Annotated in this window: 14 protein-coding genes; 4 read left to right on the top strand and 10 right to left on the bottom strand. The window is 41.2% G+C overall.

Translation table 11 applies throughout. The annotated features are described in order from the left end of the window. Positions 1-7: 7 nt before the first annotated feature. The 4 genes from ACXAD1_RS08930 to ACXAD1_RS08915 all read right to left on the bottom strand — a co-directional run bounded on the left by ACXAD1_RS08930 (position 8) and on the right by ACXAD1_RS08915 (position 3,715). Complete coding sequence (locus ACXAD1_RS08930; protein WP_474909852.1) at positions 8-1,480, bottom strand: aldehyde dehydrogenase family protein; 1,473 nt, start codon at positions 1,478-1,480, stop codon at positions 8-10. A gap of 112 nt (positions 1,481-1,592) precedes the next feature. Then, positions 1,593-2,324, bottom strand: a complete 732-nt coding sequence (locus tag ACXAD1_RS08925; RefSeq protein ID WP_474909851.1) for a TenA family transcriptional regulator — start codon at positions 2,322-2,324, stop codon at positions 1,593-1,595. Positions 2,325-2,550: 226 nt separating this feature from the next. Next, a complete protein-coding gene (locus ACXAD1_RS08920) occupies positions 2,551-3,321 on the bottom strand; it encodes a creatininase family protein (RefSeq protein ID WP_206836905.1) in 771 nt (256 codons plus the stop codon). A gap of 61 nt (positions 3,322-3,382) precedes the next feature. Beyond that, complete coding sequence (locus ACXAD1_RS08915) at positions 3,383-3,715, bottom strand: 2Fe-2S iron-sulfur cluster-binding protein (protein ID WP_206836903.1); 333 nt, start codon at positions 3,713-3,715, stop codon at positions 3,383-3,385. A 623-nt stretch (positions 3,716-4,338) separates the two neighbouring features. Between ACXAD1_RS08915 and ACXAD1_RS08910 the strand changes: the two genes are divergently transcribed. Both ACXAD1_RS08910 and ACXAD1_RS08905 read left to right on the top strand, forming a co-directional pair. Beyond that, the gene (locus tag ACXAD1_RS08910) at positions 4,339-4,674 is read left to right on the top strand and encodes a hypothetical protein (RefSeq protein WP_206836899.1); all 336 of its coding nucleotides are present in this window, start codon (positions 4,339-4,341) and stop codon (positions 4,672-4,674) included. A 558-nt stretch (positions 4,675-5,232) separates the two neighbouring features. Further along, entirely contained in the window at positions 5,233-6,615 is a 1,383-nt protein-coding gene (locus ACXAD1_RS08905) for a hypothetical protein (protein WP_370224560.1), read from the top strand. Between the two features lie 25 nt (positions 6,616-6,640). On the opposite strand, the gene ACXAD1_RS08900 is transcribed toward ACXAD1_RS08905, so the two are convergent. Next, on the bottom strand, positions 6,641-7,321 hold the full coding sequence (locus tag ACXAD1_RS08900) for an NAD(P)-binding domain-containing protein (RefSeq protein ID WP_474909850.1): 681 nt from the start codon (positions 7,319-7,321) through the stop codon (positions 6,641-6,643). 95 nt (positions 7,322-7,416) lie between these two features. Next, entirely contained in the window at positions 7,417-8,862 is a 1,446-nt protein-coding gene (locus tag ACXAD1_RS08895) for a hypothetical protein (protein ID WP_474909849.1), read from the bottom strand. Between the two features lie 557 nt (positions 8,863-9,419). Between ACXAD1_RS08895 and nadX the strand changes: the two genes are divergently transcribed. Next, positions 9,420-10,226, top strand: coding sequence for an aspartate dehydrogenase (gene nadX / locus ACXAD1_RS08890; protein WP_474909848.1), 807 nt, complete (start codon positions 9,420-9,422; stop codon positions 10,224-10,226). Positions 10,227-10,255: 29 nt separating this feature from the next. Here the strand turns inward: nadX and ACXAD1_RS08885 are convergent, their stop codons facing one another. Together ACXAD1_RS08885 and yyaC are read right to left on the bottom strand one after the other, a co-directional pair. Continuing rightward, positions 10,256-10,930 carry a GntR family transcriptional regulator gene (locus ACXAD1_RS08885; protein ID WP_206836886.1) on the bottom strand — a complete coding sequence of 225 codons (675 nt, stop codon included), beginning with the start codon at positions 10,928-10,930 and terminating at the stop codon, positions 10,256-10,258. 91 nt (positions 10,931-11,021) lie between these two features. Beyond that, complete coding sequence (yyaC, locus tag ACXAD1_RS08880) at positions 11,022-11,642, bottom strand: spore protease YyaC (RefSeq protein WP_370224563.1); 621 nt, start codon at positions 11,640-11,642, stop codon at positions 11,022-11,024. Between the two features lie 353 nt (positions 11,643-11,995). Between yyaC and ACXAD1_RS08875 the strand changes: the two genes are divergently transcribed. Beyond that, positions 11,996-12,901 (top strand): DMT family transporter, encoded by a 906-nt coding sequence (locus tag ACXAD1_RS08875; RefSeq protein WP_206837672.1) that lies wholly within the window; start codon positions 11,996-11,998, stop codon positions 12,899-12,901. A 34-nt stretch (positions 12,902-12,935) separates the two neighbouring features. Here ACXAD1_RS08875 and ACXAD1_RS08870 read toward each other — a convergent pair whose 3' ends face one another. Together ACXAD1_RS08870 and ACXAD1_RS08865 are read right to left on the bottom strand one after the other, a co-directional pair. Continuing rightward, positions 12,936-14,183 carry a helix-turn-helix domain-containing protein gene (locus tag ACXAD1_RS08870; RefSeq protein WP_474909847.1) on the bottom strand — a complete coding sequence of 416 codons (1,248 nt, stop codon included), beginning with the start codon at positions 14,181-14,183 and terminating at the stop codon, positions 12,936-12,938. A gap of 110 nt (positions 14,184-14,293) precedes the next feature. Further along, a complete protein-coding gene (locus ACXAD1_RS08865) occupies positions 14,294-18,478 on the bottom strand; it encodes a S8 family serine peptidase (RefSeq protein ID WP_474909846.1) in 4,185 nt (1,394 codons plus the stop codon). Between the last annotated feature and the right edge of the window lie 435 nt (positions 18,479-18,913).

The following is an 18,913-nucleotide window of genomic DNA, read 5'->3' as shown; positions in this document are numbered from 1 at the left end:
TTTTGATTTAATAGCCAATATAAACGGTTTTCACCTGAGTGAAAAATTCCAGGCCGACTCTTCCTGACTCCCGGAAAGTAGCCGTGCTGGATTGCTTTAATCCTCCAAACGGTGCATTGATTAAGTTGCCGGTTGTTGTCCGGTTCACTTTTACGGTGCCTGCCTGAATATCTTTCGTAAACTGGCTGGCTGTTTTTAAGTTATTTGTCACAATAGAAGCAGATAATCCATAGTCAACGTCATTGGCAATCGCAATGGCTTCTCCATATGTATCTGCCTCGATCACGGCAATGACAGGGCCAAAAATTTCTTCCTTGGCAATGCGGTGATTTGGTTTAACATTAGTAAAAATGGCTGGCTGCACATAATATCCTTTTTCATATTCACCTGATGTGAGGTGATCACCGCCATATACGAGATCAGCACCGTCTTCCTTGCCAAACTCAATATAATTCAGGACATTTTTCAGCTGTCTTTCATTTGCAAGCGGGCCGATCTTAACTCCTTCTTCAAAACCGCTGCCAATTTTAAGGGCGCTGGTTTTTTCAATCAATTTCTCCAAAAATGCTTCTTTTACTTCCTTCATCACGATCACTCTGCTTGTTCCTGTGCATGCCTGCCCAGTCAAAGAAAACCCGCCATTCACTGTTAATGTAGCCGCAAGGTCAAGGTCAGCATCGTCCATAACTAAAAGCGGATTCTTTCCGCCAAGTTCCATTTGAGTGCGGGTGGTGAATGAGCATTTACTATGGATGTCCTCTCCTGCAGCTGTAGAACCAGTGAAAGTGACAGCCTTGACTGCAGGATGGGTGACCAGTAAATCACCAACATCAGATGCTTTCCCAGTAACAAAGTTCAAAACGCCATTTGGTATACCGGCCTCGTGCAGCGCTTCAACAAGCCGAACGGCAATTAGAGGGGTATCTGAAGAAGGTTTGAACACAACTGTGTTTCCAGTAATTAAAGCCGGAGCAATTTTTCTCGCAGCAATGGAGATTGGAAAGTTCCATGGCGTGATCACACTTACCACCCCAAGCGGCTCTCTTTCCGTCGAAACTTTCATATTTGGATCATCATTCGGGAAGGTTTCACCTGTAAAGCTTTGTCCCTCGACCGCATAATAGCGAAGTGTCTGTGCGGAGCGCAGCACTTCATTTTTCGCATCATTGACATGCTTTCCTTCTTCCCTTGTCAGTTCTTCTGCATACTGGGCCGCATTTTCTTCGAGATGTGCTGCGGCCTTGTTTAAAATGGCAGCGCGCTTGGATGGAGCGGTTTTTGCCCAGCCAGGAAAAGCTTCACTGGCTGCTTCAATTGCCTCGTTCACATCGTTTTCATTGGATGCCTGAAAAACACCGACAACATCTTCCGTATTTGCAGGGTTCACACTATAAAACTTCTTCTGGCTCGCGGATTCCTGCCACTCGCCATTAATATAGTTTTTAAATGTTTCTACCTTTGTTGTAATCAAACCTATCACCTTACTCTCTGTTAAATTCTCCCTTTCCTGCTCCAGCTTCTCCTATTATAGAAAGGGCCGCCACATAGACCTCGATGTACAAGATTTAGTGTGACGGCCTGGATAATACTTATTATTTTGCTTCTACTAGAGATCCAAGATCCTGTTCAAGATATTCTCTCCATAGGCCATCCATGTACATGCGGCGCATTTTCGCACCTGTGCGGACTACTTCAAGGCAGCGCTGCTGTAATTCAGGAGTATCTGCATGGTCCAAAACAATCTTGTAGCCGCGTTCTCCATGGATTTCGTCAGATACAATGTGCAGATCGAAGAATTCGATTTCTTCATCTGTGAATCCGTATTGTGCACGGAGAGCTGGAGTCTGCTTTCGATAAATGTCCGGAACCTGGGACTCGAGGCCGACAACCAGAGCAGCCGTTGCAACAACGAAGTTTTCACGGGCAGCTACTGCATAGCACCAGCTTTGCAGGCCTAATGTGGTTGGAGCCATGTTTTCTGGGTCAATCACTCGTTCGCGGGTTGTTCCACATGCTTCAGCAAAGCGAATCAGCAAGTCTGTATGACGGTCTGCCGCAATTTCTTCTTCATACATGTTTTGAAGTGTAAAATCTTTTGCTGCTTCGAATTTCGGGTCGGTTGGAGTGTTGTGATAGATGTACGCTAAGTAGTCAGCAAAAGGTCCAACATAGTGATAATGGTTTTCTGCCCATTTGGCAAAGTGCTTTCTTTCCAGTTTTCCTTCAGCCCATGCTACAGTGAATGGAGCTTTCTGGCTATGGTTTCCTTTAATGGCTTCCTCTAGTTCTTTGCGAAATTCATCTTTCGATAATAACTCTGGCATTTGTAAACTCCTCCTCGAAATTTATGTAACCAATTGGCACTTGATATTTTGTATACCAAAACTTATTAAAAAATAATAGGTTGCTAATTTACAACCCTATTTAATTCTGTTTTTTTTGGTCTTTGGTATACCTTAAGGAAATCATAACCTATTCTTTTTAAATTGTAAACATAATTTTTAGAATTTTTTAAAGATTATTTTTTCTCTGATGATAGATTCCAATAAATTAATAAAGCAGCTCCTCTTTCAGATCAAGCAGTTCGGAAAGTTCTTCAGAGAGATTATCCAGGGCTTCTTCAACGATTTGCTCTCCAATTTCCCTGCTCCCTTGCCGGCCATCACCAATACAGCCGTTTCCAGTCATTTCTTCATAGAAATAAAATCCCTGGACAGCTCTCCCAGGCCGAAGTCTTTCCCATCTTCCCCCTTCCTTGATATCTCCTTTTTCCAAGAGGTCCTCTCTTACCAGTTCAGGAGCAAGATACAGGGCTTCAGACACTTCACGTTCGCAGCTGTGGCCAAATAAAGGAGATTTTACATATTTCCCGATAGATTCCTTTGCAGATGCAGTGGTCTTTGCATAGTAGACTTCTACTTCCAATTCCTTTGTAATGGTCATGGCCGCAAGATTCAATGCAGATTGGTTTCCGCCATGTGAATTCAAAAATAAAAACCTCTTAATGCCATGCTGTTTCAGTGAAGAAACCATGTCTGTAAGAATTGCAATCAAAGTAGCAGGCTGAAGTGCAATTGTTCCTGGAAAATGGATATGATGCTCGGAAACCCCCATGTTAACAGCCGGCGCCACAATAGCATATGGAAACATTCGCTGCCCCAGCTTAAATGCCATTCTCTCCGCAAGCACCGCATCACAGCTTTCCACCATATGTGGACCATGCTGCTCATGTGCTCCCACAGGAATAATGGCAAACTCTACTGTTTCCAGTGATTTTTCGACTTCCTTCCATGTCATCTTAGTAAGATCAAAACAATTCATTTTCTTGATACCCCGCTTGTTTTAGGTATTTTGTATACCATCTAATAATAAAAATAAAAAACTACTTTGAAATAGCTGCAGTTGTTTTCTTTGGCGGCATTATAGAGATGTTTTCCTGGGATATTTCAATGTCGTTTTGGATGGTCATTTGACAGGTTAACCGGTACCCTTCCTTCACTTTGTCGCCAAGCATTTTTTCTTCCTTCCAATTTGGCGGAGCGAGATCATCTCCCCCATTTAATACAATGCACGTACATTTTGTGCATCTTCCCATGCCGCATCCATATTTTAATTCCGGAAACTGGCGGATCCCTGCCAGAACAACCAAATTAGCATTATCCTTTACCTGCTTTTCCACAATCTCCCCATCCACATGAAGCGTAACCTTCGGCATAAAATTACCCCTTTCAGTTTATTCTAAAAATTTAGATACTTTTTCAAAGTATACAACCTTTCGGGAAGATTAGCAAACTCGTTTTTTATTTTTCTGTGTTTGGCGAATATAGGAAGGTGTCTTTTACTGGATTGACTGCCATTCTTCCTTGAATGCGATTAATTTCGCCGTTATCCAGCCCCAATTAGTACCGTTTTTCCTTGTGTGCGATTAAATTCGTCGTTAATCAGCTCGGTTAACTACCATTTTCTTTGAGTTTTATTATTTTCGTCGTTATCCGGCCGCATTAAATACCTTTTTCTTTGAGTTCGATTAATTCCGTCGTTAATCAGCGGGATTAACTGCCATTTTCTTGAGATCATTATTTTTGGTCGTTAATCTGCCAGATTGACTCCCACTCTTTTTACTCACCTCTATCTTTTTAAAGAAAAGTAGAACTAATTTTCACCGAATTATTAAAAAATTTAGAATATATTATTGAATATTTCAAAACCATAGTATAAAATAAACTTAAGTGGAATGGTATACAATATCCCAAAGAAGAGGAGGTTGCCTCACGAGCTACATATGATCAATTCTGGATTTTGTAACTAATTTCAAACAAAACTAAGGGAGTGTTTTAATTGGGTAAATATATTGTATTAACAAATAAAGATACTTTCCAGACGATACTTGAAAACGAGGGTCTAAAGCCGGTTGAGACATATCATTTTTATTTCTTCGATAACCTGAAGGCAAAGTACACAATCGCGGAAGTTTTGGATGAGAATATGAAAATCCAGCTTTATGAAGAGTATGAAGGTAAAGAGTATGTGAATCATATTGGTGTTAAATTTTTTGAACGGTTTGAAACGCTGGAAGCTGCCAGAGAAGAATTGGATGAAATAGTAAAAGCTTCAGGCAATAGCGAAGACTCCATTCATTCCAAACTGGTAAAAACCGATGAAGCAGCAGTATAAATGTCATTACTAAACCCGGAGGAAGCCGCTCTTCTTCCGGGTTTTCTGTTCACATGTAAAGGGGTAGCGAGTTGCCCAAGAAGGAACGCTGACTAAGAACGCCATCTCCTCCCAAAAGCTACCGCTTTCGGTCGTGCGATGTTTAAGGCTGACGAAGCCTTCCTTGTCCTGGTGGCCTCACCTCGAGGGGTAGGGTGTTTGCGCTATACAGTTTTCTGAGTTCAAAGTTTCTAACTTTCTTATTCTATAGAAAAAACCGCCAAATAATGGCGGCCTGACTAGAATTTTAATGTTCTTCTTAAACGGGCTAATTTTCTTTCTGTTTTCTCAATTGCATATTTGGATCCAAATAAAAAATGGAACATGGGGGCAGCCTCCTTTTTTCTCTAACCTGTTATTTTTATTATATTATGGATTTTAAAAATTTACAACAAAATTGTATACCAAATACCAAAATTTCATATAAAACGCGGCTGAATTTTGAACAAATAAAGAGATTATTGCAATTTGGTATACAATTCAATATTCACTTCATTAAAGATCGCGAGGGTGTCTGATATGCTGAGAGTTTTATTTTTGACTGTGATTGGTTTATATTTGCTGTCCACTTTGCTTCCGCAATGGAATATCGATCCCCTCCTCTCTGTCCTGAGTTTTATCATAGTCGTTTTGACCTTTAGGCTTGCGAAGAAATTTGTTCAGATTCTGGGTGGCGTGTTCCTGGCTTTTGGTGCTGTCCTGCTTTGGACAAGCGGCTCAGAGTGGCAGCAATATATTCTTGCCTTTGGGCCAATGCTTGATTTGCTTACCATGTTTACGTTAATACCGATCCTGGGCATCCCGATTAAAGTTGGGCGGTACGGGGAAGGCATCCAGGCTATCATTCAAAAACGAATAAAAACATCTGGTCATTTATATATGATGACTTCGGGGATTTCTTACTTTTTTAGCATTTTTATGAATCTTGCCACTCTTCCCATGACGTATTATTCAATCCGGCCGGCACTCGGGGGCTTTCCCGTGAGAAATAAAGAACGATTCATGAGCAGAGCGATTTCCAGGGGGTTTGCCATGCCTTTAATTTGGGCGCCAGTAACGCCTATTGTGGGAATAGTGATTACGATGACGGGAGTCAGCTGGGTATCCATCCTCCCCTATGTCATTCCGCTGAGCATATTGGGCTTAGCAATGGATTGGTTTATTGGTTCCCGTCAATCCCAGCCTATGAAACTCCAGCACGCTGGAGAAGAATCTGTGCACGAAACAGCGGCAGCCCTGGAAGTGAACAATGCCGGCCGGCCGGGCAGAGTTTTTCAAATCCTTTTTGCCATCGCTATTTTTAATGTTCTTGTTTCCCTTGCTGAGACGCAGTTTTCTTTGCCTTTCTTAATCCTTGTTTCTTTGATCGTTATTCCATTTGCATTCAGCTGGTCCCTTATTTTAAAAAAAGGGAGAGAATTTGGCGATCAGCTTGCCAGCCATTTCAATTCCTTCGCCATGAGCATGAAGGATCAATTTTTCATCTTTTTATCAACTGGCTTTTTTATCTCAGCTATTAACTTTTCTAAGGCAAATGAAGTCCTTTATGGCTGGATTGCAGCTTTTATAAACGTTGCAGGGGTCGAAGTTTTCCTGATTATCCTGCCTTTGATTCCTTTAGGGCTTGCCTTTCTGGGGCTTCATCCAGCTGTCTCACTTGCATTGATGATTGAAGGCGTAAACCCGGCAGCCATCGGGATTTCCCCTCACATTCTGACAGTTGCCATGCTGTCAGGGGCTGTTTCCGCCTTCTTAGTGGGTCCATATAATGCCACTCTTGGACTCATGTCCAACATTATCAAAGTAGATTCCTATAAAGTCTCCAACTGGAATATGCCTTTCGCGGCAGTTTATGTTGCTTGTGTGATGCTCTATTTGTTTTTACTGGAAAGATTGTTCTAATAGAAAAAGCTGCTGATCAACTAGTTTAATCAGCAGCTTTTTTAGTGGACTTTTGTATTTCATTGACAATCTCCTGTGCAAAATGCCCCAAGGTGCCTTCACTGTAAGAGCGGATAACTTCAGGTGCCAGGGAGGCGAGAGCTCTTTTGATGTATGCAGGGGGATAATTTTTGCGGATAAAATCATCCTCGATTTCGACTGCTGTCTTGACAGCAAAAAATGTAGCCAGTTTGTTTATTTCTGATAATCTGTCTTCACTGTCCTTTACTATTTCCCCCAAAGGCTTGAAAAGATCCACTATCGGATCCGGCAGCTGGTCCTCTGAAATAAACAACCCATTTCCATTCTCCATTAAATCTCTCGAATGCCCCATGTATTTTAATCCGTATACCTTGCAGGAAGGGAATCTTCCTCTAATACTGTTCGTTGAAAGCGCAGTCGCCATGTTGATGAAATCGATAGAAGACTCCACAGGAAACATACTTTCTATAAAAGAAATCACTTTTCCGGCAGGTAAAGCGAGCAGAATCACATCCATTTGCTTCAGCTCGTCATCGGTTAAAGGGCGTCCGTTTGGGAATTTTTCAGCAAACTGTTCTGCCTTTGACCTGTCGGGATGATAAAAGCCGATTGAAAGATTAGATTTATGCCATTGAGTCATCATGGCAGTCCCCAATTTTCCAATCCCTGCTAAACCTATTTTCATCATGTGCCTCCTATTCTGTCTGAAAAAAAGACTATCCCCTAAGTTAGTATATTCTAACTTTGCAGGATAGCCTTTTATTTTTCAAGATTACTGTTTTACCAAATTAATATAGCAATTAATGTGGCAATAAAAAGACTGGCGACAACAGGAATAAAGTTTTTCCTGGCCAGTTCCAAAGGTGAAAGCTGGAGGAACCCTGCTACTGCCACAAGGGAGGACCAGGCAACAATCGTTCCTCCACCCCAGATGGCGCCCATCTGCCCGATCGCTGCCAATGTGGAAGGGTCGATATGGCTTCCATTTGCCAAAGCACCGGATAAGGCACCTGTTAACGGCAGCCCAGAAAAGCCTGAACCATCCAAGCCAGTAATTAAACCTACTATCAAGAGACCAAAACCGGCAATAAAGGCATTTTCAGGAATATAAGCCTGGCCTGCCTGTATCATATCGAACAAAAACGCAGGTTTGGAAGCGTTTTCATCTAAGGATAGTATCGTGCCGGTGAAGTCTGAGCTTCCCATAAAGAAGAAACCTGCTATTGGAATAACCGGGGCCATCGCTCTAAAGGCAAATACAAACCCTTCGGTTAAATGCTCGCTTATTTTATCCAAGGCATGGATGCGATTAAATGCAACGGTGGCAAGCACTAATAAAAGTGTCGCTACCCCGCCGATAAAGGCAGCTCCATCTGTTCCTTCAAATCCAGATCCACCTGTTAACTTTGTTGAGAACATATACACCATAACAGCCAGCATGGATAAAGGCACTAATACAGCAAAGACCTTACCCCATGTGTTTTTTCTCTGGATGGTTTCAGCACTTTCTTCAGCAGTGGCCGCAAGTTCATTGGCTACACCAAAAAATGCTGAATCCTCAGGATTTAGCGAGGAGTCATGGTGGCCATTTTTGACAATAGATTTTCTATGCGCCAAATAAATATAGGCCAATGCGCTTACTCCTGTAATGAGGGAAAGAACTAATGTCTTATCTGCAACCAGTGCTTTATCAATTCCAGCCGCTTTGGCACTTAGCATCGGTGCTACCTGCATGATATAATCAGAAGAAAGCGCCATTCCCTGGCCAGCAATGACTATAACCATGGCAGCCGTCATCACAGGCAGGCCAGCCCTGACCGCTGCCGGGACCAGCAATGCACAGATAAGCGGGACAGCAGGAGTAGGCCAGAAAAAGAGTGAAATAACATAAGTGGTAACCATTAATACTAAATAGGACACATGCCCGTTGATCATTACCTTCTCAATTGGTCCGATAAGCCTTTTATCAGCCCCCAGATCTTTCAAAGAATTAAGAAGCGCAATCATGAGGGAGATGATCAAGAATATACTGAATAGCTCTTTTGCCGCAAGGAGATTAGCGTTAAAGACCGCCTGGAAGCCAGCGATCAGACTTCCTTTATAGATGACTGCCACAAAGAAAGTTCCGATGATAACAGGCAGGACAACGCCTCTTCTGAAAAGCATCGTTGCGATTACAGACACAGTAACAATTGCATATACCCAATGAGCAAATGTTAACTCCATATATTCCCCTCCGTTTTTCGTTATAAAAAAATCTCTTTATAAATAGATTGCAAAAGACAGATTGCAGGAGGCATGATCTGTTTTTCTACAGCTGACTATGTAATACCTCAACACTTGGCTTATTCAGGAGGTTTTGAAACTTTTTCCAAAAAGCATACTGCATTTGGTGGATTGTATACCAAACTAAACGAAAAACAAAAAAGCGATAATCTCTGATGTGTTTGTTATCTGCATGTACGCCATTCGAATCATACTATACTATTTTCTTATGCTCCTTCAGAAGTTCTTACCAAAAGATCAGCCTTTCTTCCTCTGGTACATGAGAATTTTGACCACCTCCCTTTTTCACTATATTTAACTTGTATACTATAATAACACTAAAAAAGAATATTGTGCAAATAATTTTGAAAATTTAGATGTTTTAATATTTTCTATAAAATATATTGCTCTCTTAATAAATTTAAGTTAAAATCTAGAATAAAATTGCACAAAGTATATCGTATACCAAAATTCGAGACTCCTATTGTTAGGGGTGATCCCATGAAGGAGTGATAAATATGCTTAAAGCTGGAATAATCGGTTATGGAACGCTGGGGAAGACTATTGCAGAATTAATTGAAGCCGGCCATGCCGGTGAAGTGGAGTTAAAGTCTGTGCTTGTTAGAAGAAAAAAGAGTGCAGAACATGCAGACAAACAGACATTTGCTTTTATATCAAATGAAGCAGAATTTTTTAATGGGGATTTAGATATTATTATAGAGGCAGCGGGTCATCAGGCTTTACACATGTTCGCGGAGAAAGTGCTGTCAAATGGGAGCCATCTTGTAGTACTTTCCGTTGGAGCATTGGGAGACAACATTTTTTTTGAACAGCTGCAGACTGTGGCCATGCAGCAGAACCGGCAGATCTTTATTCCCTCTGCAGCTATCGCGGGCCTGGACCGGATTGCGGCAGGTGCATTGGGGGAAATTGAAGATATTACCTTAATTACTAGAAAGCATCCCCGCAGCTGGAAAGGTACGATAGCAGAAGAAAAAGTGGATTTACATACTCTGACAGAACCATTTTGTATTTATGAAGGCAATGCACGCGAGTCGTCCAAGCTCTTTCCGCAGAGCGTGAATGTATCAGCGGCCCTCAGCCTTGCAGGAATCGGCTTTGAAGACACAAAAGTAAAAGTGTATGCTGATCCAACTATCCAATCGAACACTCATACTATTAAAGCAAAAGGTTATTTTGGCGAAGTTGAGATATCCGTTTCGAATATTCCTTATGAGGAAAATCCAAAATCCAGTCCGATTGTCGCCATGAGTGTGGCCAAGGTTTTAAAAAATTTTACTTCGCCAATTGTGATTGGAGTGTAAAAAAATTAAGAAAGGGCTTCTGCTCTTTCTTAATTTTTCTTTTCACTTTGCTGCACCGCTTCAATATATGCTTTTTTTGAATTCTCAATATGTATTTTGGTCAGATATTCAGCCATTTCCATTTCTTTATTGACGATTGCTTCCATGATTTTCAAATGCTCCTCCATTGACTGCTTTGCCCTTCCCGGATTTTTATGCCCGATTTTGGCAAATGCGCGAATGTAATCGGATAATCCGCTCAGCATCTCATAAAGCTTCACATTTTTGGCAGAGCTATATAGGAGATGATTGAGCTCCCTATGTAATTCAGAAGCATCCTCTTCAGGATTGTTCAGGTATTCCTCGACCTTTCTTATGCTATCAGTGAATTTGCTTTCCATTTCTTTATCGAGCTTTTGAACAGCCAATTTTGCTGCCAGAACTTCAAGTGATGATAAAATGGTAAACACTTCGATAATTTCCTTTTCAGAAATATCGGCAACAATTACGCCTTTTCTTGGGACTGTCTTAACAAACCCCTGGGATTCCAGGCGGAACAGCGCTTCCCGAATGGGTGTCCTGCTGATGTTTAATCTCTCAGCAAGTTCTCGTTCCACCAGCCGGTCTCCCGCTTTAAATTCTCCGTCCAAAATAAGATCCTTAATATGCAGATAAACCCTCTCGCGTATCGAGATCAGATTATCTTCCGTCCAGTTATTCCCCATCCCTTTCCCTCTTTCTCTTTAGTATCCTTAGCTCATTATAACTTACCTATCGGGGTACAGCAATTTTTTGGCTGATTTACCCATTTCATGTTTACGGAACATTCATTTTTTCAATCATTCCTCTGGAAGTACGGTCATTTGCCGCTACACGCGAAATGATTTCCGCAATGATTTCAGCCAGTTTTAAAACCATGTATAATCTCGTGCTATTTAAGGAATGAACAGGTGATAATGGATCCAGCGTGTTTACAATTGCCTTCAAATGATAATCACCCACACTTGGAAGAGCCCGATTCACTGCATTTCCCGGGATAAATGACCCTTCCCTTATTAAAAGATAGCCGATTTGCCGCTCGTCTCCAAGGCAGGCATCTATGCCAAATATAAACGGATCATGGTGGGTTTCTTTGATTTCATTAATTACTTTCTTGATATTCAATGCGTGAACAGGCTCCTGCAAAGTCCCATAAACTGGATAAGTAATGTTTTTTTCCTTGAGAATTTTTCCTGCCAATGGCCCAAGAGAGTCTCCTGTTGAGCGGTCAGAACCAATGCACAAAATAACAATGTCCCTGGATGTGCTGTAAAAAATCTGTTTCAGCTTAGTTACCATCTTTTCGATTTCTGCTTCTTCGGTCGTTTCTTTAATGGAAATATAACTGGCTGCATCGACGACATTTTTGTTCTGTTTGCTTGATGAAAATGGCCACATCTTGGTCCCTCCTTTCCGTTAATCGATATTTATATTCCGAATCTTATTTATTTTTTAATTGATAATCATTCTTAGTGTATACAATTAGAGCGGCAATTGTAAATTTATTTAACGAATATATTAAATGTACTACCCCTGCATTAGGCGGCTTATCCGAAATTTTTAATTATCTTTCTACAATCATAATCGAAGCCCAAGCTAAAGTTCATCTTTTTTATCTTCCACACTTTTTGAAAAATCCCAGTAAAAATTAACTATTTCGCCTTTCGAAAAAGGTGTTATAATACTATTTATAAAATTTTACAGAAATGAAGGCGAGTAGTTTGAAAAAGAGATTATGGCTTATTTATGGAATGCTGACTTTGGCTACTGCTACATGGGGCAGCGCATTTATTGCCGGCAAGTTTGCTGTTCAAAGCTTTGAGCCTGCAACAGTTGCTTTTTTGCGGTTTTTTGGAGCTGCCATCCTGCTTTTTCCGCTCATGTGGATCATGGAGAAAGACCGGAAACGACCGAATTTAAGGGATCATGGATTGTTTGCTCTTTTGGGCCTGACTGGAATTGCGCTGTATAATATTTGTTTTTTCCTGGCCACAAAGCATGCGCCAGTCATTAAAAGCTCATTATTTATTGCTTCAAACCCGGTGCTGATCGTCCTTTTATCAGGATTATTCTTAAAAGAAAAAATTACAAAGAATCATATCATTGGAATGGCCGTTGCTTTGACAGGTGTAGTGTTTATTATTACAGATGGCCATTTGCTCACTCTTTTCCAATACGGCTTTGAACCGATTGACTTCGTATTGCTGGGTGCTGTGATCAGCTGGGCCATCTATAGTGTTGTGGGGAAAGTGGTATTGAAAAAATTCAGCTCAGTGGAATCCACTACTTATGCAGTTGCCTATGGAACCTTATTTCTATTGCCATTCGCTTCGGCTGAAACATCGTGGATGGATATCCGGCAAGCCAGCATGACGACATGGGCCGCGATCGCCCATATGAGCATTTTTGTTACAGTGGTTTCATTTGTGATGTACTATAACGGGATTAAAGAGGTCGGTGCGGCCAAGGCCTCCATTTTTATTAATGTGATGCCTGTATCTGCCGTTATAATGGCTACGGTCTTTTTGGGTGAAACGTTCACCATGGCTCATGGAATAGGGGCAGCATTTGTTCTGACTGGTGTTTATATAGGAACAAATGCGAAAATGTTTCAGAGAAAGCTGCCTAAACAGTCAATGAAAAATGAGACAGCATAAAATGCAGTCTCATTTTTTTTTGCTCAAAAAAATTCTACTCGTGATCATAATAGCTTTTCTGTTTATGTATAAAAGAACGTGCGAGCTCTATCGCTTTTTGAGCCTCGCCTTTTTCTGAGTAAAAGTGGAAAAGCTTTTTCTCATAATGGTCGATTAAAATGCCATAGCCAATTTTTTTAAAGTACGGCAAGGCTGTTTCCTCAATAAATTGATAGTATTGCTGTTCTTCCTTTTTCAATAGATGGAGATGAAGCTGAAAATAAATCCAGGTATATGAATCAGCTGCTTTTGCCCTCTCCATGCCTTCTTCAGCTAATTTTATTAGCGCACTGCCGGCCTGAAGTTTTCCTTTATAACAGGTATGGATGTATCCATCTAAAGCAGTTAAATAGTGAGGAGCATTTTCGGCCGTAAGCTTCAGTGCTTCCTCATAAAGGCCTGCTGATTCCCTGTATTTCTTTCGGCGAAAATATTCAAATGCCAGATTATGATAAAGCTTGGATTTTCGGTCACCTGAATTACACGCATCACATAGCTTAATTAACTGTTCATATTTTTCCTTGGTATCATTAAAATCATGCAGTTCCTTGGCATTTAGCTGAACAATCAGCAGCATTTCTGTGTCGATAATGCGGAGGATATTTAAGGTTCTTTGAAAATATTGAAGAGCCTTTTTGCCATAATAATAGGCTGTGATATTTGAATGGATGGAATGGTAAGCAATTGCTAAATGGTAATAGTATTCATCATAGCTGTACTGATCTCTGTCAATAGAAGCTAAACAGCTGATACAGTCACGGTATTGGCCTGTAAGAAAGTAATAGATGCCCTGGATATGCTTCAACAGATTCGCATCATGAGGTGAAAAGGCAGGAGAAGTTTTACTAAGATCCGAAATCAACTTTGATGCTGACTCCAAATCACTTACAGATAAATAGTATCTGGCTGAAAGCAGGCCATATAGAGTCTGAAAATCAGGCATATGAATCAGTTTTTCAACCTGCAGTTCCTTTTTTATCTGTTCAGATTCCTGTACACGCTGCATGATCATGCTCTCATGCCATTCATTCAGCCTCTTTGCAAGCTGCTGATATCGCAGTATTTCCTCTTCGGCATTAATGCCGAGCCTCCTGGCCAGAAGATGTGTTATTTCTCCCGAGTATTCGGTAATTCCCCGTTCAATTTTACTCAAATGGGTTACCGAACAAATCCCTTCCCCCAGCTGACCCTGAGTCAGGCCTTCTCTTTCCCTGTAAAACTTAATTATTTTCCCAATGATCATGCTGCACCTCGGTATTAAAGTTTCTATTATTATAGTGAAATCACCAGTAATTTTCTATAGGTTAATAGAAACAGGCAGGAGAACGTTTCTCCCGCCTTTCTGTGCAATTCTTATTTTTCTTTTGGCTCCAATCCAATCATTTTCAGGAAATCTCCAAGGCCTTTTTTCCCTATTGTTTCTTTCGGCTGATTTCCTTTTCCTGCTAATGAGCCTTTCGTTAAGAAATTCTTTTCAATCCATCTGACATCTGTTTCATCGACCACCCCATCCTGGTTAATATCGAGATGGGAATTTTCAGGAGCTTTCTTGCCATAATGATCAACAGCTTCTTTCAGATCCCGGATATCAACAATCTGATCCTGGGTAACATCCCCTGCAAGGTTATCTTCGGGGTTAATTCTCACATACAGGCCTTGCTGCTCTCCCTCTTTTTCAATGCTTGCCATTACATTCTTATATTCAGCCATATGGCCAGGCACCTCGACATAGACGGTATAGGCTTTTTTATCTGCTGGTACAATCACTTCAAAGAGGCCCCTGCTGTCCATTGTTCCCTCATATATCTTTCCATTTGCAGCTTTAGCGAAGACTGTTGCCTTAAGCTTGGTAAAATCGTATTTGTTATCAATCCAGCCTCCGGAGGTTAAGAAAGCTTCCGGTGCTATATTCCCGGTTATTCTTGAATGTGAGGAATTGAATTCAAAATGATTCAAGCTATATGCCGGAATTTTCTTTTCTTCACTTTCTCCCTGTTTTTTATAAGATAACTCCTTTAAACCAATGGAAGAGTATCTCGAGTAATTCGTATCATCTGCGACCTTAAAAGTGACATCTAGGAATGGCATATCCCCATTGATGCCTTCGAAATCAGCTTTTGAAAGTGATGCTCCGACCTTAACTCCTGATTGGGCAACAACAGGTTCATCCAATTCTATAGAAATTCCTTCTTCATCAGCAAATTTTTGAAGCTTTGAATTCACCTTAACTTCCTGGAATTCAAAGAAATTAAGGAAAGGCTGCACCTCAAATGAGCCTGAAACAAATTTCTTCACATTATTTAAATCAAGGGTCATGGTAATCTCATCATTCAGCTTTACACTGCTCTTATCAAATCGGCTGGTTGCATGTTCGGTGCCTTCCTTCATGAACACATATTGAGGACTTGAAAATGTGTTTGCCGCTGTGCCCATATCCCAAGGGAACAGCTTTAACTGATAAGGTCTGGCTTCATATTCTTCCGGCAGCACACCAAATTTTGAAGCTCCATCATCTTCAAGCTTGAGAAATCCGCTAATAAATGGGCTGCCATTTTCATAGTAAGCAGCTGTATTGGTTTTTTGAGTAAAATCCATTCCTTTTGACTGCAGCAGGTCAACTGTTTTATCTGTAATATTTCCATGTACCCAGAATGCGTGATGGCCATCTTCATCAGTTAACATGCCATCATTTATTTCGATGACTCCCGGTTCAATATCCAGATCCACTTCCGGCGGGGTATTATCTACGATACCGACACTCTCGTAGTGATAACTTTTCCCTTCGGCATCCCGGCTGATCAGATCAAGTACATAATCGCCCTCTGGCAGTTTTTGAATGTAATCAGCTATTGGCTGCTTCTTATTCCCAGTGAATGGATAAACAAGTCCCCTGTGTCCAAAAAAGATCAGGTATTCCTTGTCAGGGACTGCCTGGCTGCCGTCATAGCTTCCTACGAGCCCTACAGCCTTGCCTGTTTTGGCATCTTTGACAATCAGGTCGAACGTTTCCATTGGACTTTTAAACTTAAAGACAAAGTGAGAACCTGGTGCATAGTATTGATGGAATGGCGTATCTGTTGTAACAGAAGGTGAGAGCGGCTCGGCATAGGAAATCCCTTTGTCTGTAACTCTTATAGCAAAAGGAATTTGGTAGCGGTCATTTGGATTTGCCTGATTAACCACATGAATATAGCCTTCATAACGGCCGATTTCAGCCGATTTTGGAATGACAATTCCAGCCTCAATTTGCTCTGTTTTCCCTGCTCCAATTGTCAGCGATTCAGGGATATGGACTTTAATATTATTTTTATTTCCATCCTGTACGCCTTCCCGTGCTGCATGATATTCCACTTCTACTCTAAATGATTGATCCTGTTTGCTATTATTCGCCACTTGTATGCTTCGGCTGTCCTCAATATCTGCATTGTCCAGATAATGGCTGCCGTAGCTGATGGAGCCTGTAATCTCATCTACTTGGATGTATTCTCCGTTTTCTATATGATCGGTTTGATCCTTTACTTTGAATGATATGTCCGAATGAACAGCCTGATAGGCATCTACCCGGCCAGCCCCCACTTCATATACTGAGTAATCGCTCTTTAAATCATCAGATGTGTTCATTAGAGATGTTTTTACAGTGAAAGGGTCCATGTCTGGATTTTGCTGAAGCATAAGTGCCGCCACACCCGCAATATGAGGAGTCGCCATAGAGGTTCCATTCAGTCTCGCGTAGGCAGAGCTATAATCCTGCCCCTCTTCCGGGTGGTTCATGAATTCCGGATAAGTGGAGAATATGGACACTCCTGGTGCCACAAGATCCGGTTTTATATCATAATTACTGTTAACAGGCCCTCTTGAGCTGAAGTCTGCAAGAGAATCTCCTTCTGTTTTAACCTGGGTAAGCTGATCAAATGTAATAGTTGCTTCAGGATTCCCTTTTAAAAAGTCTCCAGCTGCTTTCGTAAGCTGGAACGTTGGAATATATTTGGCGTTTTCTCCTATATAGGCAGGTATTTCACCTTCAGTGTTATTAAAAATAATGACAGCTGCTGCGCCTGCATTTTTAGCATTTTTCACTTTCTCCTCAAATGTAAGCTCTCCTCGTTCAATTAATGCAATTCTGCCAGCTAACTCTTTCCCTGTAAAATCTCCTGGTTTACCCAATCCAGTAAACACAACAGGATACGATTTGCCTTCCAGAATTTTTAAGTCATCAGAAAAATTCTTGGCAAGTAATTTCATAGATTCAAAAACCTTGTCGCCTGCACTGGCTTTAAAAGCCGGAATGGAAATGGCTGCATCACTCGCACCTACTGTAATCCCAAACGCGCTCGTACCTGGCGACCCAAGAGTCTTTTCACTTGGGCCGGCATTTCCGGCTGCCACAACGGAAACGACACCTGATAGCATCGCATTATTTATCGCCACTGATGTAGGGTATAAAGGATCGTTTACACTGGCACCAAGGGATAAATTAATCACGTCCATGCCATCCTCAACAGCTTTATCAATGCCTGCAAGCACTCCATCTGTCGTACCTGAACCATACGGGCCGAGAACTCTGTATGCAAATAAATCTACATCAGGTGCAACTCCTTTTACAGCATAATCAACTGCATTGTCTTTTTGCGCAGCAATTGTGCCGGAGACATGCGTACCATGGGAAGTATAATAGGCAGAGCTATTTAGAAACTCAGGCATACTCGCTGCTTTCCATTCATCATAGGTCGCTTCCATTGGGTCAGCATCATTATTGATAAAATCCCAGCCTTTCACAGAGGCAGGATCGACTGCTTCTGGATCTTGTCCGTTTTCAGCACGGTATCCTTTATAAGAATCTTTTAAGTCAGGGTGGGTATAATCAATACCTGTGTCCAGTACTCCAACCTTGATTCCTTTTCCGGTAACCCCTTCATCGTGAAGCTTATCCACACCGATTTGGGGAATGCTGTCTGCCATCTTCGGCTTCATTTTAGTTTCCTCTTCTGAAGGAAGATCCAGCTGGACCTGGGCATTGCTCCAAATCCGCTTTACTTCGCCTGATTGCAGGAGTTCCTCCACCGCTATACCCGGCAGTTTCATTGAAACCCCATTGAATGCATTTTTGTATTCGCGTTTCACTTCAATTTTACTGGCTTCATACAATGAAATGCTTTTCCTAGCCCTCAGTTTGCTAATATGGGCTTTGAATTCACTGTGGGATTTTTCTACTTTTTCTTTAGCTGAGTGAAGAGAGAGTTTTTTGCCGTTCAAAGCTTCTTTCTTTACCTCCACCTTTGCAGGAGCCTGGTTAAATTCCACAATGACTTCGACCAGCTCAGGAGTGGTTGTATTTACTTCAGGGGAAATAATAAATCCCGGCCCTATCTCAAGCTGTTCTAAAGATTCCCTTTGTTCTTTCGAGAGGCCATTTAGGATTTTTTCCGCTTCATCTACTGTGACTTCCTGCTTCTGTGCAAGCACATTAAATGGAATGGCAGCAGAGAACAATAAACTTGCAGCTAGTGCCCCTTTTAATAGATTATTGCGTGACTTCATATTTTTCCTCCTGCTCTTTAATTGATGGAAAAGTAAGAATACTTACTATATTTATCTTAAAGGGGATAGTTGTGAACAGTAAATTGGGGTAATTAAAGAGGTACATTACTACTAAATTTCTTGTTTTCTGCTGATATTTATCTTGAAAATAGGATAAAGAGCACCTTGATAGGATAGAGAAAAATATAAATTTGGAAGAATGGGATATTGATTACCCCAAATGGGTGATCGGGGGTTTTTGAAGGGAAACTTTTATTTCATTGGCTTTATGACGAATTTCTCTATTCCTTAATTCTTTATTTGCCGTGGGGTTCATATCTTTCCTCGCCTGCATTTTCGTCGACATGAACACTCCTTGGCGACAGTATTACTTCCCTATAATCGCCATGACTCTTCAGAAAATCTATTATGAATTTAAAAACAAAAAAGGACACT

The organism is Cytobacillus sp. ABV4_503 (assembly GCF_056158445.1).
Note: the sequence above shows the minus strand (reverse complement) of the source record. Positions and strands in the feature narration are given on the sequence as shown.